This window comes from Streptomyces sp. NPDC030165, assembly GCF_055573595.1.
This window is the reverse complement of the sequence record NZ_JBVIBD010000011.1, coordinates 249,077-272,531: the sequence shown is the minus strand read 5'-3', so window position 1 is coordinate 272,531 and position 23,455 is coordinate 249,077. Positions and strand designations below refer to the sequence as shown.

The following is a 23,455-nucleotide window of genomic DNA, read 5'->3' as shown; positions in this document are numbered from 1 at the left end:
TTCTACCGCGCCTCCTGGTCGCTGTACGGGGCCCGTGCGGTCGGCATCGACGGCCGCTCCGTCCGCGGCCGGCCCTCCCCCACTGGCTCAACGGCGGGGGAGGTACCCCCACCGTTCTGCCGGGCCGGCCGCTCAAAAGGGCCGCGCAGCGCGGTGTGCGGCCCGTCCCACAGCGTGCCGTCGGTCCGGTCCCGCGGATCGGGGTCGATCAGCACCACACCGATCACCGGAACGCGCTGGTCCGCGAGCTGCCGCGCCACGGTGTGCAGCCATGCGGCGCTGCCGTGCCCGGCCCGCACGACGAGCACGGTCCGGCGCCCGAGGTACTGGAGGTCGGTCCACGCCGTGCCGGGCGCGACCGAGCCGACGCCGAGCCGGCGCGCCTGATGCGGTACGGACGCGGCACGCTCGCCGCCGACCACGCTCGGGTCTCCGGGCTTGCGGGGGCTGTCGGCGAGCTGCGGGCCGGGCAGGCCGTCGATGACGACCACGGGGCCTTCCGCCGCCAGTGCCCTGGCCACGTTCAGGGCGATCACGCTCGTGCTGCGCGCACAGCCCAGTTCCAGCAGCGACACCGGTTCCGCGGAGCGGCGCACGGTGCGGGCCAGGGTCTCGGTGAGCCGGTCGTGAGCCGCCCGGGTCCGTCGGCGCCGCCACAGCCAGGACGGCCGGCGGGGCAGCTCCGCGACGACCGAGGCGCCCAGGTTCGCCGCGATCTCCCGGCGCAGCACGGGGCGGTCCGCCACCACCGCGCCGACCGCGGCCAGCGCGAGTCCGAGGGCGAGTCCGAGGGCGAGTCCGATTCCTGCGTTGGTGGCTGTGGCCCTGGGCAGGGAGTGCCGCACCGCGCGCGGGGCGTCCACGATCTGCGTGCCGGCGATGAGCCGGGGCGTGCCGATGCGCGCCTCCTCGGCGCGCTGGTCGAAATCGGCGATCCGCGAGTTGAGCTCGGCCCGGCGGGCGAAGAGCGACTCGATGCTCGCCGAGGCTCTCGGGTCGCTGTCCGCCGGCCGGTCTCCGATTGCCTTGTTGACCTGGGCGAGTTCCTTCCGCATGCGGTCACGCTGGTCGAGCAGGGCCTTGGTCTCGGCCTTCGCGGTTTCCCGCATCCGCCGCACGTGGTCCGCGACGAACGCGTCGGCCAGCGCCTCGGCCCGGGCCACCGCTTCGGCGTCACTGTCACCTGTGACGTCGATCTGCAGCAGGTTGTTGGTCAAGCCGGTGCCCCGGTAGTCCCGCAGGAAGTCTTCCGGTTTCTCCGCAGAGTTGAGGGCTTGCAGGGCCTGGCCGGCGATCCGCGTGGTCCCCAGCAGCTCGACGTCGGTGCGGATCAGTGTTCCGGTGTCGTTGGGCTGGTCCTCCTTGTGCGCGACCAGCACCTTGGTCACCGCGGCCGGCGGGGGCGGCATCAGGACCGCCACCGCCGCGCCGACCAGCAGCCCCAGCAGCGCCAGGGAGCTCCAGAGGCGACGGCGCCTGCGCACCGCCACCACCAGCCCCTGCAGGTCCAGCAGGGGGGCGGCTGCCGACGGCTCCGGAGCCGTACTCGTCGTCACCTTGCACCTCCCGTCGCATGGCCGCGGACCGCGAGCGCCGGGGCGGCGTTCTCCGGAGAACGGCCGGCGGACCGCGTAGGACGGGACCGGACGGTGCCGGCGACGACGATGCCGACGACCTCGTGCCCGGCGTCCGCACACGCCTGGGCGATGCCGGCGAGCTCCTCCGCGGTCCGGCTGGCCGCGCTGAGCACGACCAGGGCACCGGACTCGGTGTCGCGGTCCGGCACCATCGGCCGGGACACCGAGACTTCCAGCACCCGCGGCATGGGGCTCCCCCTGCTCGAAGAGCCTGGGGACGGACCGCTCTCCAGCTCGGCGACGAGCTGTCCGGCGGCCCGGCGGGCGATCTCGTCGCCGTCCGGTACGACGACCAGCAGCCGCCGGGGGGACGGCAGCCGGTTCCGCAGACGGGCGCACACCCGCCGGTAGCGGATCAGCCTGCCGGCCTCGTCGCCGGACCGCTGCGGTGCCGGTAGGTCCCACGGGGTGTCCACACCCAGCAGCCAGCGGGCCCAGGCCCACGGGCCCTGGCCTGCCGGCCGGTGCGCGCGCCGTTCACCAGGCACGTCGACGGAGCCCAGCAGCGCCGCGCCCAGCGCCGCGGCGATCTCCGGTTCGGAGCGCAGCCGGCGATTCATCCGCGCGGCGGCGAGCTGGCCGATGACCGCGAGCAGGAAGAACAGCAGCGCTCCGGCGACGATGAGCTGCATTCTCGTCGGCGCTGCCTCGCCGGCCGGCCGGGCCGCCGGCCCCATGACGACCATGTTGGCCTTGTCGGTCACGGGGTCGGCTTCGTCCAGCTTCTTCATGGCCTCCTGCAGTGCGGTACGCAGCTTCTCCAGCGAGGTGCGGGCCTGCACGCTCTCCACGGTCCGCCCCGGATCGGCGGACTCGGCCAGCTCGGTGATGCGGCGGTTGGTCTCCGCCACCTTCTTCCGCAGTTCCTCGGGCCCCGTGACCGCTTCGGCGTCCGTGCTGCCGCCGGCGATCCGCGCGGCGAAGGCGACGAATTGCTGGGCCACCCGGTCGGCGAGCTGCTGCGCGTGCTCCGGGGTGCCGGCCGTACCCGAAATCTTGATGATGTTCCCGTCGGTTGCCTTGGCGCTCACCCGGTCCCGCAGTTCGCCGCCGCTGACGCCCGGCCGGCCGAGCGCGGCGGCCGCGCGGTCGACCACCGCCGAACTGGCCGCGATCTCCGCCTGGGTCAGCAGCTCGCGCTCCTCCCACTGCCCCGGCAGCAGTACCGATGCCGACGCCGTGTACCGCGGCGGAAACAGCACCGAGGTGCCGTAGCCGACGAGCGCGCCCACCACGACGAGGACGGCGAGCAGCCGCCGGCGTCGGCGGAGCATCCGTCCGATCGTGGCCAGACGAATCGTGTCATCGCTCAACGGCGCGGCCTCCTCCCCCGCCGGGCCGGGGCGCCCGCCGGCACCGGAGTGTGGTCACGGCAGGCAGCGGCGTAGGCGGCGAGCAGCGACGCTTGCGAGTTCCGCCAGGAGAGCTGCCCGCCGACCCGCTCCTGGCCGGTCCTGCCCATCCGGGCCCGCTTCTCCGGGTCGTCCAGCAGCAACGCGATGAGTCCGGCGAATGCGGCCTCGTCGTTGGCGGGCGCGTAGACGGCGGCGTCGCCGGCGGAGACCCGCGCCTCCCGGAGGTCGAACGAGACGATCGGCCGGCCCATCGCCATGTACTCCAGGACCTTGTTCATGGTCGACACGTCGTTGAGCGGATTGCGGGGGTCGGGGGAGAGGCACACGTCCGCGGTGGACAGGTAGCGCACCAGGTCGGCGTCCGGAACGCGCCCGGTGAACTGCACCTGTTCGGTGAGTCCGAGCCGCCGGGACAGCTCCACCATCGCGTCGAAGGCGTCGCCGGCGCCGACGAACACCGCGTGCCAGTCGGTACGCCCGAGCTCGTCGCGCATCTTCGCCAGGGCCCGCAAGGCGTAGTCGACGCCGTCCTGAGGGCCCATGACGCCGAGGTAACACAGCAGATGCGGCTTGCCGCGCTTCAACTCCGGCTCAGGCGGCACCGGTTGGAACCGGTCGATCGCGGGCGCGCTGCGCACCACGAAGACGTCCTCAGGACGCTGACCGCCACGGCGCACCGCGACGTCCCGGTAGCTCTCGTTCGTGGCGAGTACGACGTCCGCGGCCCGGTAGGTCAGCCGTTCCAGCGCGCACACACCGCGGTAGAGCAGGTCCTCGCCGCGGTCGAACCGGGAGAGATACAACTCGGGGACCAGGTCGTGCTGGTCGAAGACGAACCGCGCACCGCGCCGCTTCAGCCACAGTGCGGGCAGGAACAGCAGGTCGGGCGGGTTGCAGGCGTGGACCACGTCGATCGGGCCGACCTTGCGGGCCAGCCGCGCCGTATGCCACAACGCCGTTCCGTATTCCCGCAGGTAGCCGGCCGGCCCTCCGGTGGCCGCGCGCAACGGGTAGCGGTGGATCCGCACCCCGTCGATCTCCGCCTCCGGCTCCGTGTCCCGCGTACTGCCCCGGGGACAGATGACGTGCACCTCCCAGCCCGCGTCGCGCAGCGTCGTGCACTCCTGCCACACCCGCCGGTCGAACGGGACCGAGAGGTTCTCCACGAGGATCAGCGCGCTCCCGCCCGGCCGGTCGCCGCCGGCTGTGTCATCGAAGGACGTGTCACCGAACGTTGTGTCACCAAGCAAGGCCTATGTACCCCGGTTCGGTCCGGCGCGCAGCGGCGTCGGGAAGGTGGATGAGGTCGATGAGCACCGGGCCGTCGTCGCCATGGGGCAGCGCCGAGAGCACGGCCGGATCGCTGGTACCGACCAGGCACACCTCGGCGTGCTCCAGCACCTCGCCGACGGAGCCCGCGAGCAGCTGCGCGAGGTGCGGCAGCCGGGTCTCGATGTACTCGCGGTTCGCGCCGAGCAGCCGGGACAGGCTCACGTTGGCGTCGTAGATCTTCAGGTCGTAACCCTTGCCGAAGAGCCGCTCCGCCAGCTCGACGAGCGGGCTCTCGCGGAGGTCGTCGGTGCCGGGTTTGAAGGACAGCCCCAGCAGGCCGGCCCGGCGCTTGCCGGTGCGCTCGACCAGCTCCACCGCGCGCTCCAGATGTGCGGCGTTGGAGGGCAGCACGTGGGAGAGGATGGGCACCGACACGTCGGCCCGCTGCGCCGCGTGGACCAGGCTGCGCAGATCCTTGGGCAGGCAGGATCCGCCGAAGGCGAAGCCGGGCCGCAGGTAGGCGGGGCTGATGTTCAGCTTGCGGTCGGCCAGGAACACGTCCATCACCTGGTGCGAGTCCACCCCGAGTGCCTGGCACACAGCGCCCAGCTCGTTCGCGAAGCCGATCTTGAGGCCGTGGAACGCGTTGTCCGCGTACTTGATCGCTTCGGCCGTCGGGACCGGTACCCGGAACACCTCGCCGGGCAAGCCGTCGTACAGCGCCGTCACCGCGTCGCCGCTTGCCGGGTCGAGTTCGCCGACGACGGTCTTGGGCGGGTCGAAGAAGTCCCGCACACTCGTGCCCTCGCGCAGGAACTCCGGGTTGACCGCGACCCCGAAGTCCACCCCGGCCGTGCCGCCGACGTTCTTCTCCAGGATCGGTACCAGCAGGTTCAGGCAGGTGCCCGGGAGCATGGTGCTGCGGAAGACGACGGTCTGCCGCCCGCCGTGCCCCCCGCGATCCGCCAGTACGGCGCCGATCTGCTCGGTGACCCGCTCCAGGTACGTGGTGCACAGGCTGCCGTTGGGCTCCGACGGCGTGCCCACGCAGACCAGCGACACCTCGCTGCCCATAATCGCCTCGTGGACGTCACGGGTGGCGCGTAACGCTCCGCTCCGCACGACCTCGGTGATCAGCTCGCCGATCCGCTCCTCGACCACCGGGGCCTTGCCCTCGTTGACCAGGTCGACCTTCACCTGGTTCACGTCCACCCCGATGACCTCGTGGCCCATACGCGCCAGGCACGCGGCCGACACGCAGCCCACGTAGCCGAGTCCGAAAACGCTGACCTTCATGATCCGTTCCTCCCCCCAGGCAGGCCCTCTCGGCCTGCGGTCCGCGCCCCGGCCGGACGACGACTGCCGCGCATCAGTAGGCCCCCTGCCCGTAGAGCACCGCACGCAGCGTCTTCCACAAGATCACTGCGTCCAGGGCGAGCGACCAGTCCTCCACGTACCGCAGGTCGAGGCGGACCGCCTCCTCCCACGGCAGGTCACTGCGTCCGCTGATCTGCCACAGGCCGGTGAGCCCGGGCTTGACCAGCAGCCGCCGCCGGATGTCCGGGCCGTACGCGGCGGACTCCTCGGGCAGCGGAGGCCGCGGGCCGACCAGTGACATCGATCCGGTGAGCACGTTGAAGAGCTGCGGGAGCTCGTCGATCGAGTACCGGCGCAGCACTGCTCCCACTCGTGTCACCCGCGGGTCCCGGCGGAGCTTGAACAGCAGCCCCGCACCCTCGTTGCGGTGGGCCAGCCCGGCACGTGCCGCGTCCGCCCCGGCGATCATGGTGCGGAACTTGAAGATGGTGAACTCACGGCCGTCCTTGCCGACCCTGCGCTGACGGTAGAACGCCCCACCCCGGCTGTCGGCAAGGACGAGCAGCCCGACGAGCACCATCAGCGGCGCGAACAGCATCAGCAGGACCGCCGCGCCCAACCGGTCGACGACCTCTTTGACCGCCCGGCGGGCCCCGGTGAAGGCCGGCATGCTGACCCGCAGCAGCGGGATCCCGAGCACCGCGTCGACGTGCAGCCGCGGGCCGGCCACCTCCATCAGCACGGGGGCCACGACCATCTCGGTATCGCTGCCTTCGAGGTTCCAGGCCAGCCGCTGCAACCGGTCCGGCGACCAGTGCGGGTCCGGCGTGACCGCGACGACACGGTAGCCGTCACGGTGGATGTGGCCCGCGACGTCCGCCAGCCGGCCGACGACCGGCACTCCGTCCAGGTGGTCACCGTCGAGCCCGAGACCGTCCGTCGTGCACACCGCGTCCACCCGCCAGCCGAGGTGCGGGAGCTTGCGGGTCCGGGCGATCAGGTCGCGCACGGTGGCCGGGCTCCCGGCAGCGAGCACCGGTCTCAGGCACCGCCCTTCCTTGCGCTGTCTGTGCAGCCACAGGCGCAGCAGGTACCGGGCGGTCATGGTGATGAGCGCGATCGCGGGGACCGCGACGAAGATCCAGAGCTTGATGTTGCGCGAGGTGAGGGCGATCCCGCCGAGTGCCAGTACGACGGCCGCCGTGAAGAGTGAGCGTCCGAGCCGGCGGAATTCCTCGGCACCCTGGCCGAGCACGGCCGGAGCCCATGCCCGGCTCACCGCAAGGGCTCCCAGCACCAGCAGCTCGGTGCCGAATGCGAGAATTCCCCATTTCTCGTGCCAGTTGGCCGCGTCCCGGGCCCCGAAGAAAATGCCGATCGCCGCCACCACGAAGGCGGTGGCCACGGTATCGGTGGTGATCACGGTACGCCGGTACCGCTGCTCCCAGTCGGTCGCGGGCCGGCTGATTGCCCCGTTCGCCAGACGCCCCCGCGCCGACGGAAACGGGTTGACCAATTCCCCCTGCTGCACAGAATCCCCCAGGTCGCCAGTGGTTCGACGTGGTTCGCCCAACACTGTTCCTCGGAAAGGCCCCCGCCCCCTGCGCCGTGCTGTTCCTCCCCTCGGGAGGCCCCCGCCTCCCGCGCATGGAATTCCGCCTGTCGCGGCGCTACGTGAACAGCCCGCCCTGGCGGCAGCAGACTCGCATGTCCTGTCAGACGCCCGACGTGCTCGGAAACCCGTCGAAACCCCGGGTGCTCCCCGCACCCGAGACCGCTTTCGGGCCCCGAAAATTGATCATCCCCACGTCTGGCGCCGGGGACGCGACCGCTGGCTGTTTTGCAGCGCCGGACCTAAAGATCATTATCGGTCGCTTCGTGTTCGAACAGCTGAAGCACCGTCAATCTAGACCATCGGGGCCGGTATGAAGAGGGGGATGTGTGCAATTAGTGCCCAAGCTGCGAAACCGCATCACCGACCGGTGACCGCCCACGGGCGCCTCGACGGCGAAGACGTGCCGCGTGACCTGTGACAACGGGAGTTCTCCGGGGCGCCGGCACCGGCAGTCCGAGGCGTCCCTGGGCCGACGGCTGGGCCGCGGGGTCGGCAGCTGTAGGGCGGCTCAATCGCTGAGGAGGGCTGGCAGGCCGGCGTGGCGCGCCGCGCATGGTGCACACGCCTCCGGTACGACGCCCGTACCCGGCCCTACTGCGAACGGCGCACCGCGCAGGGCGGGACCCGCCGCACGCGGAAGCCCCGCCGGAGCACTCGGTGGCCGTGAGGATGCCGCGGGCCCGGCCGATGGTCGGGCCGCCCGGCTGAACCAACCTCTCTGCGGGTGCCCTCAGGAAGGGCGCGTAGCCTGCGCCGCCTGCTTGAAGATCTCGAACACGGCCAGGTAGTTCTTGCCGCCGTACCCTGCGCCGATCGCCTGCTCGACGATCGTCTTCATGAGCTGCGGCTGGTCGGAGCGGATGCCCTGCTCCACGCAGGTGCGGGTGATGTGCTCGATCGCGTTCAGGTTCATCTCCATGGTGCCCATGTCGCCCGGGTAGCTGCCCTGGTCGAGGGCGGGTGCCTGCTCGGCGAGGGTTGAGCCCACCACCGAGGGCAGGAACCAGTTGAGCGCGAGGTCGGCGAACGTGACCGCCGAGACGTCCGCCGAGCCCACCAGGGCGGCGGCGTGCAGGAAGCCGTTCATGGTCGCGTACATCATGTCGAGCAGCGCCGTGTTGTACAGCACCGCCAGGCCGGGGTCGCGACCGAGGTAACGGGGGTCACCCATGCTCGTCAGCGTGGCCCGGTGCTCGTCGAAGACGTCTTGCGAGCCGCTGTAGAGGAAGACGGAATCGGGCTGTCCGACGAGCGGTGGCGGCACCATGATCACGCCGTCGAGGTAGGTGAGACCGCGACCGGCCGCCCAGCCGGCCGCCGCGTGAGCCTCACGCGGCGTACCGGAGCTGAGGTTCACCACGACCCGCCCCTCCAAGGCGTCCCTGGCGGATTCGAGGACCGCACGCATGGTCTCGTAGTCCTTGAGGCACAGGATCGTGACGGGGCTCGCGGACACCGCCTCGGCGACGTCGCCCGCGCGGTGGGCGCCTTTGGCGACGAGGCTGTCGGCCCTTTCCGGGGAGCGGTTCCAGACGGTCGTGGGGTGGTCGTGGTCGTGGAGCGTTTCGGCCAGGGCGAGGCCCATGGGGCCGAGGCCGATGACCGTGGCGGGTGCCTGCCGCGGAGTTGCCGGCTGATGGTTCGTCATGCGGAATAGACTGCTGTCTCACATCGATGTGAGAGTCAACGGAACGTGGTGGTCGTCACATGCGTATGGGGGAGTTCTCCCGACGGACCGGGGTCAGTCAACGGCTGCTGCGTTATTACGAGGAGCAAGGGCTGCTCAAGCCGTCGCGGCGGCCGAGCGGATACCGCGAGTTCACGGAAGAGGACATATCCACTGTCCGAGGTATCCGCATGCTGCTGGGTGCCGGTCTCAACACCGCCACCATCGCCGAACTGCTGCCTTGCATGATCGACGACGGGCAGAATCTGGCGCCCGCCTGTTCCGGCATGCTGCCCGGCCTGAACCGGGAACGCGAACGCATCGGCGAGGCAGTGGCGGGCCTGCTGGCCGCCCGTGACGCGCTGGATGCCCTCATCGCCGCCACGGTGCCGGCCGGTGGCGACGATCCGGAAGCGTGCTGGGCGGCCGGTGTCGCGAAGAGCCCGACCGGCGAAGCCGCGCCGCTGAACGGGGCGTCGGCCTGACGCGACGTCAGTCATGGTTCCGAAGCCGTCACCGCAGCCTCGCCCGCTACGCAGCCCAACTCATGAGAGAGGGGCGCGGGTTCGCGGTGCGGCGCCCTATCTGAGGTCAAAGGGGGTCGGGGCCTGATCCTTCCAGATGTCGCGGGACACCTGTCCGGGGTAGGGGGTGGTCTTCGATTCGGTGTCCAGGACGCGAGTGAGCTGCTGGTCGGCGCGGTACGCGGCCCACCCAGGCGCGCCGGTGAGAGCGAAGCGGACCCACGCTTGCCGGAGCTCTCCCGACACCGCGATGGCCTCGGGGGTGGGGCTGTCGCCCAGGAGACCCCTGCCCGCGGGGCTGTCCAGCGTGCCGAACGCCAGGGGGACATCGAGGCTGTGGCAGGCGCCCAGCGCTCCTCCGAAGCCCGAGGCGGCCAGTCGCAGCTCGAACAGGAACGAGGTTCCTCCGGCTGCGGCGTTCGCCCGGGCCAAGTGCAGTGAAGGCATCCGGAAGAGGGCATCGGAGTACACCGTCTCCACCAGTTCCTCCGGGGTGGCCCGTGCGTGAGCGGCCCGGTAGGCGTCCGCGCCGTAAGGTGCCGGGGCGAACAGGTCCAGGGCGTCACGGGCGTCCTGGTCGGTGAACGTGCCCCGCCGTCCGCTCATGACGCTGAACAGCCGGAACTCATCACGCGTATGGCCCACGAGGAGCTCGGTACCGTCCGCGCGGCCACCGGACAGTGCGCTCCAGGGCGTTTCGGGGAGGACGTCGCCGTCGATGACCGGGCAGAGGGCGACACCTGTCAGGGAGAGCCCGCCCCACCTCTCGCGGTAGTGGGGAAGATCGGCGCCGAGTGAAGTGAGCGCTTCGGCCAGGCGCCAAGGGCCGGTTGTGCGGAGGGCGGTGGCGGTGGCCGCGGTACCCAGACGGTCCGCGAGTTCGGCGGTGACCTGTCGCGCCAGAGCGCGGGTGCAGTAACCGCCCGGCACGGAGTGGGCGATGGCCCGCCGGAACAGGCCGCGTGCCGGCTTCATCGTCAGCAGGGCAGCGATCGATCCGGCCCCGGCGGACTGTCCGGCAACGGTGACCTGGCCGGGGTCTCCTCCGAAGGAGGCGATGTTCCGGCGTACCCAGTGCAACGCCGCCATCTGGTCGAGGAACCCGCGGTTGGGCGTGGCGCCTTCGAGGAAGGCGAAGCCCTCCGCGCCCAGCCGGTAATTGATGCTCACCACCACAAGCCCCGCCCTGGCCAGTGCCGACGGGTCGTACATCGGGTCACTCGAGGCTCCCGCGATGTAAGCGCCTCCGTGGATCCACACCAGTACCGGCAGTCCTGCCGCACCCGGGTCCGGGGTGCAGACGTTGAGCGTCAACCAGTCCGTACCTCCCGGCGTGCTCGCGAGGGCCGGGCCGGACTGCGGTGCCGCGGGGCCGAACTCCGCCGCCCGCCTTGTCCCTTCCCAGGGCCGGGGTGGAGCGGGGGCGGTGAAGCGTAGTGCTCCCACCGGCGGTTGCGCGTAGGGGATGCCGCGGAACACCGCACAGCCCTGCCTCCACCGCCCCTCCACCGCGCCTTCGGCAGTGTGCACCCTCGGCTGCTCACGCATGCGCTTCCCTTCCAGAGGCCGTCCAGGTTGTCGGCCAACTGTATTATGTCAGCTGTACGGGAAAGAGATGGGGAGCAGTCGAAGATGCCGAAACAGGTGGATCACCGCGAACGCCGCGAAACGATCGCCAGGGCGCTGTGGCGGGTGGTCGAGCAGCGCGGTGTCGCCCACCTGACCCTGCGCGAGGTCGCGCAAGAGGCGGGCATCTCCCACGGAGCGCTACAGCATTACTTCGCCTCCCGGGAGGAGATGCTCTCCTTCGCCATGGACTTCGCGTCCGAGCAGAACTCCCGGCGCGTCGGCCGGCACCTTGAGGAGCTCGGTGACCGGCCGCCCCCCCGCGACGTGCTGCGCGTGATGCTGACCGAGATGCTCCCGTTGCACGCCGACGCCCGCGCGACCAGCCGGATGAGCGCCGCCTACGTCCTGGAGGCGCTGCACGACGAGAACGTCCACGCACGGGCGCGCGGCGGGCTGGTCGCAGGGCGCGCCCTCGTCGAGAAGCTGGTCCGCCAGGCGATCGCAGACGGACACATCCACCCCGACCGCGACCCGGTGTCCGAGACCAACCTGCTCCTCGCCCTGACGGGCCTGACCCCCTTCATCGAGCTGGACGTCATCACGCCCCGGGAAGCGCTCGCCGCTGTGGACCAGTACCTGGACAGACTGTTCACCGGCGACGAGGAGAGCGCCGAGCGCGAGAACACGGCCGGCGCGAACACCTCCCGTACATGCGGCACGCCGGACAGCACACCCAGGAGGCCATGAGACAGGGCCCTGCTTGGCGGTGGCGTCCGCCGCCGTCCTGCCCCGGGACTTCGGGAGGACGACGTCCGGCTGATCGCCTATGTCGTCCCGGCCGAGGAGGCCGCCACCGGCACGTACGAAGAACTCGCCGGCGAACTGCGCGACTTCACCGGCACCACGGTGCCGGCCCACCTGCGCCCGTCCGCCTACGAACGGCTGGACGCCCTGCCGCTCCCCCCCCACGGCAAGGTCGACCGTGCCGCACTGCTGGCCCTCGCCCGCAACGGCCACCGCCCCGCCGTCCGGGCGGACTCCCCGGCCCGGGCCCGGCCGCCCCCCGTACTCGACGCCGGTCTGCGGGCAACGGGAGCCGCGGGCACCACGGCGGCCGGAGCCACGGCGGGCACGGTGGCCGATGCGGAGCCCACCGGCCGGCCCGGGGCGCCGTGACCACCTCCGGCGGGCCCCCGCCCACCCGGAGCGGTACAGAGGCAGAGGCCCGCACGCCCTCGCCGAGCCCGCTCTTCCAGCGGCCCCGGCCACGCCCGCAGGCTGCCCTGCGGCTCGTCTGCGTCCCCCACGCGGGCGCGGGTGCCCTCGGTGTTCAGAGGCTGGGCGGACCACCTGCCGCCGGATGCCGAACTCGTCGCCGTACAGCTGCCCGGCCGCGAGAACCGCGTACGGGAGCGCCCGTTCACCTCGGGGGAAGGCCTGGTGGACGCGGTGAGCGGCGCTCTGGCCCTCGAAGTGCGCCCGCCTTACGCCCTGTTCGGGCACAGCCTGGGCGGCATGCTCGCATACGAACTGGCAACGGCATCGCGGCACAACGCCCACTCCACCGGCCGGCCCGTACCGCACCCGCCCGAGCGGCTGGTCCTCGCGGGCTGCCGTGCCCCCGACGTACCACCGCCGCGCCCCGGCTCCCGCGGCTCCTCCGCCGACGAGGTGGCCACCGAACTCGCCGCGCTGGCCGGGACACCACCCGAGGTGCTGCGCAACCGTGATCTCCTCAGGATGCTGGGGCCGATGCTGCGAGCCGACCTGGAACTGGCCCGGACCTGGCCATGGCGCCGACCGCTCCCGCTCGCCGTACCGCTCACCACCTTCGACGCTTCCGACGACCCCATGGCACCGCCCGAAGCCTTCCGCCTGCACGTGCGCGCCGTGTCGGCGGCTGAGACGGAGGGTGCCGCCGGAACCTGGGAACGGGAGCGCCGCCTGCCCCGCCGGCTCTGGAAGAACCTCGCCGCCCACGATCTTCTCGGGCTCCGGTACGCACGTGACGACGGCGGTGGGTCAGCAACGGCACCACCGCCGACTTCCATGTCACCGCCGTCCGGACCACCCCCGCGGCCCAGGGCGGACACCGAGGCCGTACCGGGCTCTCGCTCCTCGCCGTCGACGCGCACGCTCCCGGCGTCAGCGCGCGGCCCCGGCCCACCCTGGGCTGGCGTGCGGCCGACACGGCGGAAGTGACGTACGACCAGGTACGCGTTCCCGCCGACAACCTCATCGGACGGCAGGACAGCGGCTTCTACTACCTGATGCGCGGGCTCCCGCTCGAACGGCTCGCAGCTGCCGCCCTCGCACTGGGGGGCATGGACCGCTGCCTCGAACAGACTCTCCGCTTCCTGCGCGGACGGCGGGTCCTCGACGGCCCGCTCGCCGGCCTGTAGCGCTGCGACACCGGCTCGCCGATCTCTCCACGGAACTGGAGGCGGCCCGCACCCTGGTCCACCACACCGCCTGGGGTCTCCAGCAAGGGGAACTCGCGCTCGCCGCCTGCGCGATGGCCCAGCTCCACACCACCGAACTGGCCTGCCGCCTGGCCGACACGAGCCTCCAGCTGCACGGCTCCGCCGGCTACGAGGAGGATTCCGAGGGCGCACGCACCTATCGCGACGCACGGGCCGCGGCCATCGCCGTCGGCCCCAGCGAAGTCATGCGGGACATCATCGCCGGGGAACTGGCGGGTCCCCAGGGGTGACCGGACCCTGCCGTGCGGGGCGGGGGAGAGGCAGCTGTCGCTGACCCATGTGCTCCGGGGCACAAGGAGCGGTGGGCGGTGCGGCACGGGCTTGTGCCGCACCGCCCGTCGGCGCTGACGGACCGCTGTCAGACGCAGGCTCTAGCGGTGGGAGAGGGCGGGTTCAAGGGGTTGGTGTGACCAGTTGGTCGGCGAGCTTGCACAGACGACGGACCGTGCGGTCTTCCAGGGCGACCGGCGCGGCCGGGGAGGGAACGGTGCGGTCGTAGTAGGCGCCGGGGACGAGCTCGGTGGCCGGGTCGCACAGGCGTGCCACGCGTGCGGCGCCTTCGGTGGCGGAGTCGCCTTCGTGAGCGTAGAGGGGGAGCAGAGCGGTGTCGCATACGCCGGGGTGGACGCTGACGGACGTCCAGGGGGCCTCGGCCCGGGCGAAGATGGTCAGGGCGAGCTGGGACTGGGCGTAGGCGGCGAGCCGGGAGTAGCGCTTGGCGCGGTGGGGATCGCTCCAGGCGATGGATGCGGTGCGGTGCATGGAGGAGGACACGTTGATCACGCGGCTGCCCGGGGTGGTGCTGAGCGGGCCGCGGAGTTCGTGGGTGAGCAGGTAGGCCGCGAGGAAGTTGACCTGGAGGGCGACTTCGTTGCCGTCGGCGGTCAGGGTGCGCCGCTCGGGTGCGGCGACGGCGGCGTTGTTGACGAGGACGTCGAGGGTGGGATGCTCGTCGGCGATGCGGGCGGCCATGGCCCGTACCTCGTCGAGGCGGCCGAAGTCGGCGACGGCCAGGCGCAGCCGCAGGGTGTCGGCACCGTCGGCCACCAGGCGGGCGATGGCGTCGTCGCCGGATGCCTGGTCCGGGGCGTGGACGATGACCGTATCGCCCTGCTCGGCGAGCAGCCGGGCGGTCTGCCGGCCGATGCCGGAGGTGGCGCCGGTGACGAGCACGGTCTGCCGACTGGACGGAACGGCAGGAGACATGGTGATTCACTCCGGGGAAGGGGCGGGCGGCACGGCCTCGCCGGATGGCGGGCTGCCGGGCGCGGGAACGTTTCACCTCACCGAGCGCGCCACAGGAGCGCCGGGGAAGCGATGGACACGGCCGGATACGGGACGACGGCCGCGGGGAAGGGGGCTGGTGCGGTTACCGCACCGGATGTGAGCAGCGCGCAGGACTCGGCGACGCCGTATGCGGCGGCCGGTCGTCATGGCGCAGATGGCTGTTCACACACACCATCCAAGGAGCGCACGCGGCCCGGGGCAAGCGCCTCGCCCCATCCCTGACGCCGCCCTGACACCGCCGGCCGTTCGCCGTCGGGGCCACCATTCCCCCGCCCTCCACGGAGACCCACCGGATACCCCTAGCGGGGGAGAAGAGCGCTTATGGTCTTTCCGCCGGCTGCCTGGCGGGTCACGGTGGTGGTGCGGGCGAGGCGGTTGACCATGGGCCAGCCGAAGCCTCCGGTGTTGCCGTTCAGGTCGGGGGTGCGCATGCGCGGGGCCCGCGGGCTGCGGTCGTGCACGGCCACCTCGATGGAGTCCTGGAGCGCGGTCAGCTCCAGGTTGCAGATGCCGCCACCGTGGCGCAGGGCGTTGGTGACGAGCTCCGAAACCACCAGGACCACCGCGTCGGCAGCCTTGGCTGCCATCGCCGGTACGAGACCTGCGAGGAAGTCCCGGACGCTCTCGCGAGCACGGGCGGCGGACGGTACGGCGTCGAGGGTCGCGACGGTGCTCAGCGTGTCCACCACGTCACCTTGGGTTCTGGGGTCGATTCCGGGTGCTGCGTATCTGGTGCGTGTGCCCCCACTGGAGACTTCCAACCCGGTAGTCACGCCCTCGCGTCTGCTCCGCCACCACCTGAGGGTGATTACCTCGGCGCCGCGCCCTCGAAAATCTGTGATGGCTGGAGTAGACATTGGGCTGTGGTGTGGCTATGGTTTCTCTCGTAGCCAAGAGGGACAGCAGGCCCGGCAGAGACGAACTGCCGGGAAGCAGTACACGCAGTGCGCATGACGGTACGGCGGTGGAGTCTCGAAGCCATAGCGGTTGCAGGACGGCGACGGGGCTGACGGCCGGACCGGGCGGCCCGCAGTGTCAGGGGCCGCCGTGAGCGGGACCGCGGTCAACGCGAGCGGTCCCCGGTAGGTGCAGTTCGCAGTACCCAGCAGCGCAGAAGCAGGACCTCGGTAAAGGCGTCGGCTGCGGGCGCGCGTACCGGGAGTCCGGCAGTGGTGTTCCTGGCCGGAGCAGATGCAGGACGGGCGACGGGACCGGCTGCCGGAGAGTGGCGCTGTCACAGGCCGCTGAGCAGGTCGCAGTACAGCAGTTTGCAGTACCCGTTTGGTAAGTGGTTCATCACTGAGGGAAGAACGGAGGAATGCGCGCCATCAGGATCGCCCGGGCGGAAGCCTTGAGCCCGGGTACCGCAGGACATCGTCAGTGAGGTGGTCTGAGGTCAAGCAACCGCGATCCCCGCACCCCCGACAGCATGCAGGTCGGGTCAGCGGAAACAGGAAGCCGACGCAGTTCCCAGGTCGGCAGATGGTCTAGCAGTTCCTTCGGGGCCCTGGTGCCGTACGGCACCAGGGCCCCTCGACGCGTTTCACAGAGAGGTGCACATGACAGCAGACGACTCCTACGGCCGTCTCGATGACGACGACTACCCCGCCTACACGATGGGCCGGGCCGCCGCGATACTCGGCACCACCCAGGGTTTTCTCCGCGCCGTCGGAGAAGCCCGCCTCATCACCCCGCTCCGGTCCGAGGGCGGGCACCGCCGCTACTCCCGCTACCAGTTGAAGATCGCTGCCCGCGCCCGGGAACTCGTCGACCAGGGCACCTCCATCGAGGCGGCCTGCCGCATCGTCATCCTCGAAGACCAGCTCGAAGAAGCCCAGCGCATCAATGAAGAGCTGCGGCGCTCCGCCGCCGAGCACCGCCGCGACACCGGCGACTGACCTGTTCCCCGCCGTCCCTTGCGCAGGCCCCGGTCACGGGACGACCCACATGGACGAACCCGGCCGGACCGCAGGCGACGGGCGGCGGCGCTCCGCTTCCGCGTCCCGCGCCCGGAGGCCCCTCTGTCTTTGAGCGCCTGAGGCATGCCTCGCAGCCATCAGCGTCTCTCCCAAAAGCGGCCCGGTCGTCACCTCGGAAGAGAACGGTTCGCTGACAGAGGCGAAGCTCCCGGCGACGAGCCCTACAGCCCCGGTGGGGCCTGCCAGGAAACGCACGGCAAGCGGCGAGCGGCTTTCCACGGCAGCTCCGCCCCTGTCTGTGGCGATCGGTCAGGCGGTGACGGGCCGGGCCCGGGGTACGGCCCGCGTCAGGTGCCCATGACGGCGCAGGCCGTAGAGGGCGGCTGCACACGCCAGGCCCAGGGCGCTCAGCGCGATCCACGGCAGGGCCGGCACGCCCGCGTTCCGGGCCGCGTCAAGTGCCGCGCCGGTGAGCAGGTTCCCCAGCGTGATGCCGGTGCCGCAGATGGTGTTGTAGAGGCCGTAGTGCGTGGCGACGAGCCGGTCACCGGACAGCCGCACGATGGTGTCCATCTCGAAGGGATAGGCGATCATCGTGCCGAGCGCCAGGAAGAAGGCGGCCAGCGCCGGCGGTACGGCAGCCGACAGCCACAGCGCGGGGCCGCGGTCCGGCACGGGCAGTGCCGTGGCGATCAGCAGCGGCACGAAGGCCATGCTCATGCACAACAGGCCCAGGGCGAGGGCCCGGCCCGGGTCCATGCGGCGCTTGCACCAGGCCGTGACCCGGGTCTGGCCCAGGATCGTGCTGAGCCCGGAGACGGCGAAGAGCAGTGCCACGGCCACCGTGCCGGACTCCCCTTCGCCGGCCACCCGGCGGACCTCCAGGGGCAGCGCCAGGTAGATCTGGAAGGACAGCACGTACGAGCCGATCATGGCTGCGGAGAACAGCAGGAACGGCCGGTTCATGAGTACGCCCCGCCACTGGGCCAGCACCCCCTGACGTTGCTCGGTCCGCTCCTTCCCCGTGCCCCGGCGTGCCGGGAGCGAACGGATCTGCACGACGCTCAGCAGCGCGAAGACAGCGGCCGCGACGAGACAGGTGACCCGGAAGTCCACGCCGGTCAGCACCATGCCCACCAGCGGACCGAGCAGAATGCCCGCCTGGTAGAAGACGTTGAACAGCGCGAACGCCTCGACCCTGCGCTCGCCCGCGTCCACGGCCAGGTAGGCCCGTACGGCGGGGTTGAACAGGGCCCCCGCGAAGCCCGTCGCCGCGGAGGCGGCGAGCAGCGCGGGGAGCGAGTCCACCAGGGCCAGGGTCGCGAAGCCGAGCGTGCGCAGGACGCACCCGGCAACGATCATCGGCTTGTACCCGAGGCGGTCGGCCAGCGTGCCGCCGATCAGGAACATGCCCTGCTGGCTGAAGTTGCGTACGCCCAGGACGAGCCCGACGACCCAGCCTGCCAGGCCGAGCGTGCCCGACAGGTGCGCGGCCAGGTACGGCATCAGCATGTAGAAGCCGAGGTTGATGGTGAACTGGTTCACCATGAGCAGCTGCACGCTGCGCTCGTAGGAGCGTACTTGCGTCAGGGCGCCTTTCACCGGGCCCCCTCCGCGGCTGCCGCTGCCCCGGTCGCCAGGTCGCGGGGGGCGACCACCTCGGTGCACCGGGTCCAGTGGGTCGCCTCTTTCTCGTCGGGGCGGCCCACCACGTCCGGTTCGGGCGCCGGTGAGGGCCCCAGCAGGCCGTGGTCCCGGCAGTATTCGTCGTTGTAGACGGTCTCCAGGTAGCGCTGCGGGCCGTCGGGGAAGATCGCCGCGATACGGGCCTGGCGCGGGAAGGTACGCGCCACCCAGCCGGCGACCAGGGCGACGGCGCCGACGCTCCAGCCGCCGGTGGCGTAGTGCGAGGCGGCCAGCCGGCGGCAGGCCCACACCGCCTCGGCCGGAGCCACCCAGTGCACCTCGTCGAAGTTCTCGTAGGCGACGTTGCGCGGATAGATGCTGGAGCCCAGGCCCCGCATCAGCCGGCTGCGGGCGGGCTGGCCGAAGATGGTCGAACCGACCGTGTCCACGCCTACGAGCCGCAGCTCGGGGCAGAGCTGGCGCAGCACCCGGGAGACGCCGGCCGAGTGTCCTCCGGTGCCGACGCTGCACACCAGGACGTCGATGTGGCCGAGCTGGGCGGCCAGTTCGAGGGCGAGCGGGGTGTAGGCGGCGACGTTGTCGGGGTTGCCGTACTGGTCGGGGCACCAGGAGCCGGGGTGCTCCGTCAGCAGTTGGCGCACCCGGTCGCGGCGGGCCTGCTGCCACGCGCCGGTCGGGTGCGGCTCGGTGACGATGTCGACCCGGGCGCCGTAGGCGGTGAGCAGCCGGGTCATGGACGGTTCCAGGCCTGGGTCGGTGACGAGGGTGACGGGGTGGCCGTACGCCATCCCGGCCAGGGCGAGCCCCAGGCCCAGCGTTCCGCTGGTCGACTCGATGATGGTGCCGCCCGGCCGCAGGTCGCCGCGGGTCCGGGCCCGTTCGACCATGTGCAGGCCGGGCCGGTCCTTGATGCCGCCGGGGTTGAAGCCCTCCAGCTTGGCCCAGAAACCCCGCCCGTCCGGGGCGAAGGGCTCGGAGATGTGCAGGACGGGGGTGTTGCCGACGAGCTGGAGGAGAGGGGAACGCAGGGGTGTGTGGTCACTCGTGCTCACAGAGTGCATCTTTTCGCTCTCGATCGAAGTGGCGAGGGGATGCTCATCTCGCGTGACGCCCCGCCCACCGGCCGAGCGGAGGCTTCTCCAGTGGGCATCGGCACGCGGCAGCCGGCCTTCCCGGCTGCACGGGCTGCTTCTAGATGCGCCACCGGCAGAGGGAGGCGAGAGTGGCCCGGCCCCGGCAAGGAGGTTCTTGTGGAGGCTCGGCCGCCGGGACGAAGGAGGTCGCCCTCGATGCGCGGGCCGCGTCCGTGGCCGGAGCCGGAACGGCACGCGTCGGAGGTTCAGGCATCCGCTGAGGAACGCGGGTGCTGCCGGCCGCCGAACAGGTGTCGGGACCGCTGATCACATGGGTCGTTGCGGCGGAAACGGCAGTCTCGGCCTCCTGGCGGGCCTGGGCGGACGTGACCGGGGGATGCGCACCGGACTGTTCTCCTGAGTGGAGCAAGGCACCACAGTCGACAGTGGCCAGCAGCACGATGCCGAGCAGCAACGCGGCCAGAAGACGCGACCAGGAAAACGCGGAAACCGGGAAGGGCGTATTGAGGGACGACGGCACAAAGCCTCCACGCGATACCGCGCTGCTCCGAGAGGAAGACGAGCGACGGCAGGGAAAAAGGACAGACCTACGTCGGTGGATTCCCTGATCCACTCCAGTGAAGGGAGGGCGGGGAAAGCGGATACCGACAACTGGGCACAACGAGCCCGAGGTCGAGCAGCTTCAGAGGCATCGGCGTCTCGAATACGCCGTCCAGTTGAAGGCGGTCTGGCCTAAACGCGCAGGACCGATGATCCGGCGGGGCCTCCCAGTGAGGGCACAGCCGCCTCAGGGGCAGCCGACATGGGCCGCCCGGTCCCCGGGGACAATACGGCCTGTTCGGCCCATTCGAGCGGCGTCAGACAGGGCGCTGCGACATCGGGCCCCTGCTGCGGCAGTCCTGACACGCACTCCTCGGCCGGGTGTGCGAGGTGGTGATCGTCGTGGTGCCCGCCCAGAGGAGCGGGGTGAACAGGCAAACCTGCGGCGGACACCAGTCGGTTGTTCTGCTCCGGAGAGGCGGGAGCGACGGCCGAAGTCGACGCCAGGCTTGCCGATCCGTGGCCTGCGGCGCCCTCCCCGCTCAGGACGTGCGTATACGCCAGTCCGAGCAGGAGCATGGCCAGCCACAGCACGCGAAACGGACCCGCTGATGAACGGGGCCGCTGCATCCCGAAGGGCGACCGGGCCGTGACCATGTCGTGATCCTAGCTGCTCTCTGCCGCCGCGCCAGACCTTCTTCCAAAACAATGCGTCAACAAGCCACTGGCCTCCCTGATATGACGCGCGTTGCCGACGCGCGTGAACTCCCGCCACGGTTGCGAATAACAGTGGCGCGCCAAACCCCGCTTATCGACTGGCAGTCGCAGGGCCTCGGCTGCCGTCCGGCGCGCTCGGCCCACTGTCGGCCGGGGTGGGGTCGGAGGTTGACCGGCCCGGGCTTCCGGCGGGGCTCGTCCGTCGCTGGGCCATGTCTGCCTCGCCTTGCGTACCGGTGCGGGACGGGCAGGCCGCCCCGGTGGGGGCGGGAAGAGGCGGGACGGTCTTCGGGCGGGTGGCGCGGGGGCAGTGGGCTCATTTGTCGTAACGCCTGTTGTGTAAATTCGTGGGACTCGATACGGTGCCGTCATCTTTCGTACTCAGGACGGGAATCCGAGGCCGACATGTACGACGTTGCAGCGAGCGGGGCCGGCTTCGCCGGCGTGACGTACTCGGCGTTCAGCGGCTGGGCCGACCGGCCCACCGACTTCGCGCCGATGCCGGAAGGGGAGCTCACGTGCGACATCGCCGTGGTCGGGGGCGGATACGCCGGCATGGCGGCGGCGCTGCGGCTGGCCGAGCGCGGTGCCGACGTCGTCCTGCTGGAATCCGGGTTCTGCGGATGGGGCGGCAGCTCGCGCAATGCCGGGTACCTGTCGAACGCGCTGGCAGGCGACCCGCAGCTGTTGAAGACGCTGTACGCCCGCCGCCTGCCGCAGCTCATCCGTTACGCGGACAGGGCGGCCCTCTTCACCGAGGACCTGATCCGACGGCTCGCCATCGACTGCGACTACGAGCCCACGGGCAACGTCATCGCCGCCGTCTCCCCGGGACAGCTCCGGCGCACCCGGCGGAACGCCGAGATCCTCCGGAACGCGGGGGCGGACGCCGAGTTCGTCGAGGGCGGCGGCTTCGGCCTGCCGAAGACGTTCCTCGGCGGCGTCTTCGAGCGGGCCGGTGGGCTGCTGAATCCCGGGAAGTTCGCGCTCGGCCTGCGCGAGGTGCTTCTTGCATCGGGCGTGCGGGTGTACGAGCGGACCGCCGTGCGCGCGGTCGAGCCCCATGCCTCGGGAGCCGTCGTCAGCGTGCCCGGCGGCCGCGTCCGCGCCGAGCGGGTGGTTCTGGCCACCAATGCCTACTCCCGCGACCTCGCGATCGCCCCGAAGCGGATGGTCACACCGATCTGGACCAGCTTGGTCGAGACCGAGCCGGTGGCCCCCGAACGCCTGGCGGCGACCGGCTGGACGAGGCGCGTCGGCATCATCACTGCGCACGCGATCCTGGAGAACTACCGGCCCACGCCACACGGCACGATCATGTTCGGAACCCGCCGGCTGCGGACGGCGCCGGGAGCGCTGGGCGCCCGTGAGCCGGACGACACGGTCGTGGCGGACCTCGTCCGCGGCTTCCACGAGCGGTTTCCCTCCCTCGGCGATGTCGCACCGCGACGCGCCTGGGGCGGGTGGATCGCGATGACACCGTCCCTGCTGCCGGTCGCAGGCGAGGCGACGAACAACGTTCTCTACGCCATCGGCTGCAACGGCCACGGCCTCGCCCAGTCCCCTTACCTCGGAACACTGCTCGCCGACCGGCTCGCCGGCGACCGGATGTACGAGGACCTCGCCGCCGTATGGCGTGCGCGGCCGCGGTTCGCTCCTTCCGTCCTCAGCGCGCCGACGCTGCACGCCGCCTGGACGGCCGACCGCGTCTCGGACCGCTTGCGTCGCCGCAGGGCGTTAAGCCGGCTCGCCGCCGCCGTTGACCGAGGGCCACCCGGCCATTGACCGCCCGCGCCGTGACAGCGGCTGGGTCCTGACTGCTGACCAGAGGGAACAGGCGCGGGCGTGCTGTGGTGTGCCGCATCGATTTCGCTGGTCGGTCAGCGGCCGCCCAGTGCGGAGACCAGGCTTGCGACCGTGACGGTGTTGAAGACGAAGGCGATGACGGTGTTCGCCGCCACGGTCCGTCGCATGTCCCGTGAGGTCACGTCGACGTCGGTGGTGCCGAACGTCGTCATCGCGGCCAGGGCGAAATAGACGTAGTCGGCCCAGGCCGGAGCCTGCTCCCCGGGGAAGTCGAGTGCCCGCTCGTTCTCCACGAGGTTGTCGGCCTGGAAGGTGACGGCGAAGGCGACGACGACGCAGATCCAGGCGACGACGACCAGAGCGAGCGCCACCAGTGTGCGCGGGAGGGCCGAGAAGGTGGTGCTGAGGTGGCCGGGAAGCCACAACACTGCCACCACCAGCGCGGCAGCCGCGATGAAGAGCGATCCCCCGGGCCCGGGCGCGGTGCCCAGGATGTAGCGCTGTATGAATGTGCCGCGGGCTTCGCGATGCGCCCAGGAGCGGACCTGCTCCGGAACCACACGCAAGAAGGCGGTCAAGGTGATGGCGAGGTAGGGGAGCAGGTAGGCGAAGAGTACGAGTACGCCGACATCCGCTGCCGAGATCCGCGCCACGCTGTCGATGGGAAGGACCACTGCCGCGCACACCGCGACGGCCAGGCTCACCGCCGATCGGCGCCGTTCGGAAAGCCAGCGGTGCACGGACGAGCCTCTCTGGCCGGGCGTCGTGTGACGGGGTGCTGAAGAGAAAGGTCGCGGCTGATCTTATGGGGTGGCTCCGGCTTCTGGGCGCCTGCGTCGAGGGCGTGTCCCGGTTGGGATCCAAGTTGGTTCGGGGCCGGTCGGGATGCCGGCTGGTAGAGCTTTGAAGTGGTTCGTGAGCTGCCGCCGTCCGAGTGGTCGAGTGCCCGGCAGACGGCCCACTGCCCGCGCCGCGCGGTGGCGTGGAGCGGGCACCGTCGAGCGCCT

The 23,455-nt window shown here is 71.3% G+C and carries 19 protein-coding genes and 2 pseudogenes; 9 read left to right on the top strand and 12 right to left on the bottom strand.

Going from position 1 to position 23,455, the window contains the following annotated elements; genetic code table 11:
- Positions 1 to 2 precede the first annotated feature (2 nt).
- The 6 genes from ACZ4Z1_RS22700 to ACZ4Z1_RS22675 form a co-directional block, all read right to left on the bottom strand.
- The gene (locus tag ACZ4Z1_RS22700) at positions 3 to 1,556 is read right to left on the bottom strand and encodes a Wzz/FepE/Etk N-terminal domain-containing protein (RefSeq protein WP_468488411.1); all 1,554 of its coding nucleotides are present in this window, start codon (positions 1,554 to 1,556) and stop codon (positions 3 to 5) included.
- Positions 1,553 to 2,950 (bottom strand): Wzz/FepE/Etk N-terminal domain-containing protein, encoded by a 1,398-nt coding sequence (locus ACZ4Z1_RS22695; protein WP_468488410.1) that lies wholly within the window; start codon positions 2,948 to 2,950, stop codon positions 1,553 to 1,555. Before ACZ4Z1_RS22695 ends, ACZ4Z1_RS22700 begins: the two co-directional genes overlap by 4 nt.
- The gene (locus tag ACZ4Z1_RS22690) at positions 2,947 to 4,242 is read right to left on the bottom strand and encodes a glycosyltransferase family 4 protein (protein WP_468488409.1); all 1,296 of its coding nucleotides are present in this window, start codon (positions 4,240 to 4,242) and stop codon (positions 2,947 to 2,949) included. Before ACZ4Z1_RS22690 ends, ACZ4Z1_RS22695 begins: the two co-directional genes overlap by 4 nt.
- A complete protein-coding gene (locus ACZ4Z1_RS22685) occupies positions 4,232 to 5,560 on the bottom strand; it encodes a nucleotide sugar dehydrogenase (RefSeq protein WP_468488408.1) in 1,329 nt (442 codons plus the stop codon). Before ACZ4Z1_RS22685 ends, ACZ4Z1_RS22690 begins: the two co-directional genes overlap by 11 nt.
- 73 nt (positions 5,561 to 5,633) lie before the next feature.
- The gene (locus ACZ4Z1_RS22680) at positions 5,634 to 7,112 is read right to left on the bottom strand and encodes a sugar transferase (RefSeq protein ID WP_468488407.1); all 1,479 of its coding nucleotides are present in this window, start codon (positions 7,110 to 7,112) and stop codon (positions 5,634 to 5,636) included.
- An 814-nt stretch (positions 7,113 to 7,926) separates the two neighbouring features.
- Positions 7,927 to 8,844, bottom strand: coding sequence for an NAD(P)-dependent oxidoreductase (locus ACZ4Z1_RS22675; protein WP_468488406.1), 918 nt, complete (start codon positions 8,842 to 8,844; stop codon positions 7,927 to 7,929).
- Positions 8,845 to 8,903: 59 nt separating this feature from the next.
- On the opposite strand from ACZ4Z1_RS22675, the gene ACZ4Z1_RS22670 reads away from it, so the two are divergent.
- Positions 8,904 to 9,347, top strand: a complete 444-nt coding sequence (locus ACZ4Z1_RS22670) for a MerR family transcriptional regulator (RefSeq protein ID WP_468488405.1) — start codon at positions 8,904 to 8,906, stop codon at positions 9,345 to 9,347.
- 96 nt (positions 9,348 to 9,443) lie between these two features.
- Here ACZ4Z1_RS22670 and ACZ4Z1_RS22665 read toward each other — a convergent pair whose 3' ends face one another.
- Entirely contained in the window at positions 9,444 to 10,934 is a 1,491-nt protein-coding gene (locus ACZ4Z1_RS22665; protein WP_468488404.1) for a carboxylesterase/lipase family protein, read from the bottom strand.
- An 84-nt stretch (positions 10,935 to 11,018) separates the two neighbouring features.
- Here ACZ4Z1_RS22665 and ACZ4Z1_RS22660 point away from each other — a divergent pair, with 84 nt between their 5' ends.
- From ACZ4Z1_RS22660 to ACZ4Z1_RS22635, 6 genes and pseudogenes are all read left to right on the top strand, one after another.
- The gene (locus ACZ4Z1_RS22660; protein WP_468488403.1) at positions 11,019 to 11,702 is read left to right on the top strand and encodes a TetR/AcrR family transcriptional regulator; all 684 of its coding nucleotides are present in this window, start codon (positions 11,019 to 11,021) and stop codon (positions 11,700 to 11,702) included.
- A 159-nt stretch (positions 11,703 to 11,861) separates the two neighbouring features.
- A complete protein-coding gene (locus ACZ4Z1_RS22655) occupies positions 11,862 to 12,131 on the top strand; it encodes a hypothetical protein (protein ID WP_468488402.1) in 270 nt (89 codons plus the stop codon).
- A 141-nt stretch (positions 12,132 to 12,272) separates the two neighbouring features.
- A pseudogene (locus tag ACZ4Z1_RS22650) lies at positions 12,273 to 12,920 on the top strand (thioesterase II family protein); the annotation flags it as partial.
- A 110-nt stretch (positions 12,921 to 13,030) separates the two neighbouring features.
- A pseudogene (locus ACZ4Z1_RS22645) lies at positions 13,031 to 13,111 on the top strand (hypothetical protein); the annotation flags it as partial.
- Between the two features lie 42 nt (positions 13,112 to 13,153).
- Positions 13,154 to 13,357: an acyl-CoA dehydrogenase family protein gene (locus ACZ4Z1_RS22640; RefSeq protein WP_468488401.1), complete on the top strand. Its 204-nt coding sequence runs from the start codon at positions 13,154 to 13,156 to the stop codon at positions 13,355 to 13,357.
- Positions 13,288 to 13,668, top strand: coding sequence for an acyl-CoA dehydrogenase family protein (locus ACZ4Z1_RS22635; protein WP_468488450.1), 381 nt, complete (start codon positions 13,288 to 13,290; stop codon positions 13,666 to 13,668). The genes ACZ4Z1_RS22640 and ACZ4Z1_RS22635 overlap by 70 nt, the downstream gene beginning before the upstream one ends.
- 163 nt (positions 13,669 to 13,831) lie before the next feature.
- Here the strand turns inward: ACZ4Z1_RS22635 and ACZ4Z1_RS22630 are convergent, their stop codons facing one another.
- Both ACZ4Z1_RS22630 and ACZ4Z1_RS22625 read right to left on the bottom strand, forming a co-directional pair.
- Positions 13,832 to 14,644: an SDR family NAD(P)-dependent oxidoreductase gene (locus ACZ4Z1_RS22630; protein ID WP_468488400.1), complete on the bottom strand. Its 813-nt coding sequence runs from the start codon at positions 14,642 to 14,644 to the stop codon at positions 13,832 to 13,834.
- 380 nt (positions 14,645 to 15,024) lie between these two features.
- Positions 15,025 to 15,411, bottom strand: coding sequence for an ATP-binding protein (locus tag ACZ4Z1_RS22625; protein WP_468488399.1), 387 nt, complete (start codon positions 15,409 to 15,411; stop codon positions 15,025 to 15,027).
- Between the two features lie 873 nt (positions 15,412 to 16,284).
- Between ACZ4Z1_RS22625 and ACZ4Z1_RS22620 the strand changes: the two genes are divergently transcribed.
- Entirely contained in the window at positions 16,285 to 16,623 is a 339-nt protein-coding gene (locus ACZ4Z1_RS22620) for a MerR family transcriptional regulator (protein WP_468488398.1), read from the top strand.
- A 330-nt stretch (positions 16,624 to 16,953) separates the two neighbouring features.
- Here the strand turns inward: ACZ4Z1_RS22620 and ACZ4Z1_RS22615 are convergent, their stop codons facing one another.
- Positions 16,954 to 18,246, bottom strand: coding sequence for an MDR family MFS transporter (locus ACZ4Z1_RS22615; RefSeq protein WP_468488397.1), 1,293 nt, complete (start codon positions 18,244 to 18,246; stop codon positions 16,954 to 16,956).
- The gene (locus ACZ4Z1_RS22610) at positions 18,243 to 19,352 is read right to left on the bottom strand and encodes a PLP-dependent cysteine synthase family protein (RefSeq protein ID WP_468488396.1); all 1,110 of its coding nucleotides are present in this window, start codon (positions 19,350 to 19,352) and stop codon (positions 18,243 to 18,245) included. The genes ACZ4Z1_RS22615 and ACZ4Z1_RS22610 overlap by 4 nt, the downstream gene beginning before the upstream one ends.
- Before the next feature lie 1,695 nt (positions 19,353 to 21,047).
- Here ACZ4Z1_RS22610 and ACZ4Z1_RS22605 point away from each other — a divergent pair.
- Entirely contained in the window at positions 21,048 to 22,427 is a 1,380-nt protein-coding gene (locus ACZ4Z1_RS22605) for an NAD(P)/FAD-dependent oxidoreductase (RefSeq protein ID WP_468488395.1), read from the top strand.
- A gap of 95 nt (positions 22,428 to 22,522) precedes the next feature.
- On the opposite strand, the gene ACZ4Z1_RS22600 is transcribed toward ACZ4Z1_RS22605, so the two are convergent.
- Positions 22,523 to 23,188: a DUF1345 domain-containing protein gene (locus tag ACZ4Z1_RS22600; protein WP_468488394.1), complete on the bottom strand. Its 666-nt coding sequence runs from the start codon at positions 23,186 to 23,188 to the stop codon at positions 22,523 to 22,525.
- Positions 23,189 to 23,455 lie beyond the last annotated feature (267 nt).

Bases quoted from the DNA above. Each gene is read 5' to 3' on its own strand.
- ACZ4Z1_RS22685 (WP_468488408.1), bottom strand. From the start codon at position 5,560: ATGAAGGTCAGCGTTTTCGGACTCGGCTACGTGGGCTGCGTGTCGGCC.
- ACZ4Z1_RS22675 (WP_468488406.1), bottom strand. From the start codon at position 8,844: ATGACGAACCATCAGCCGGCAACTCCGCGGCAGGCACCCGCCACGGTC.
- ACZ4Z1_RS22670 (WP_468488405.1), top strand. From the start codon at position 8,904: ATGCGTATGGGGGAGTTCTCCCGACGGACCGGGGTCAGTCAACGGCTG.
- ACZ4Z1_RS22665 (WP_468488404.1), bottom strand. From the start codon at position 10,934: ATGCGTGAGCAGCCGAGGGTGCACACTGCCGAAGGCGCGGTGGAGGGG.
- ACZ4Z1_RS22660 (WP_468488403.1), top strand. From the start codon at position 11,019: ATGCCGAAACAGGTGGATCACCGCGAACGCCGCGAAACGATCGCCAGG.
- ACZ4Z1_RS22630 (WP_468488400.1), bottom strand. From the start codon at position 14,644: ATGTCTCCTGCCGTTCCGTCCAGTCGGCAGACCGTGCTCGTCACCGGC.
- ACZ4Z1_RS22620 (WP_468488398.1), top strand. From the start codon at position 16,285: ATGACAGCAGACGACTCCTACGGCCGTCTCGATGACGACGACTACCCC.
- ACZ4Z1_RS22610 (WP_468488396.1), bottom strand. From the start codon at position 19,352: ATGCACTCTGTGAGCACGAGTGACCACACACCCCTGCGTTCCCCTCTC.
- ACZ4Z1_RS22605 (WP_468488395.1), top strand. From the start codon at position 21,048: ATGTACGACGTTGCAGCGAGCGGGGCCGGCTTCGCCGGCGTGACGTAC.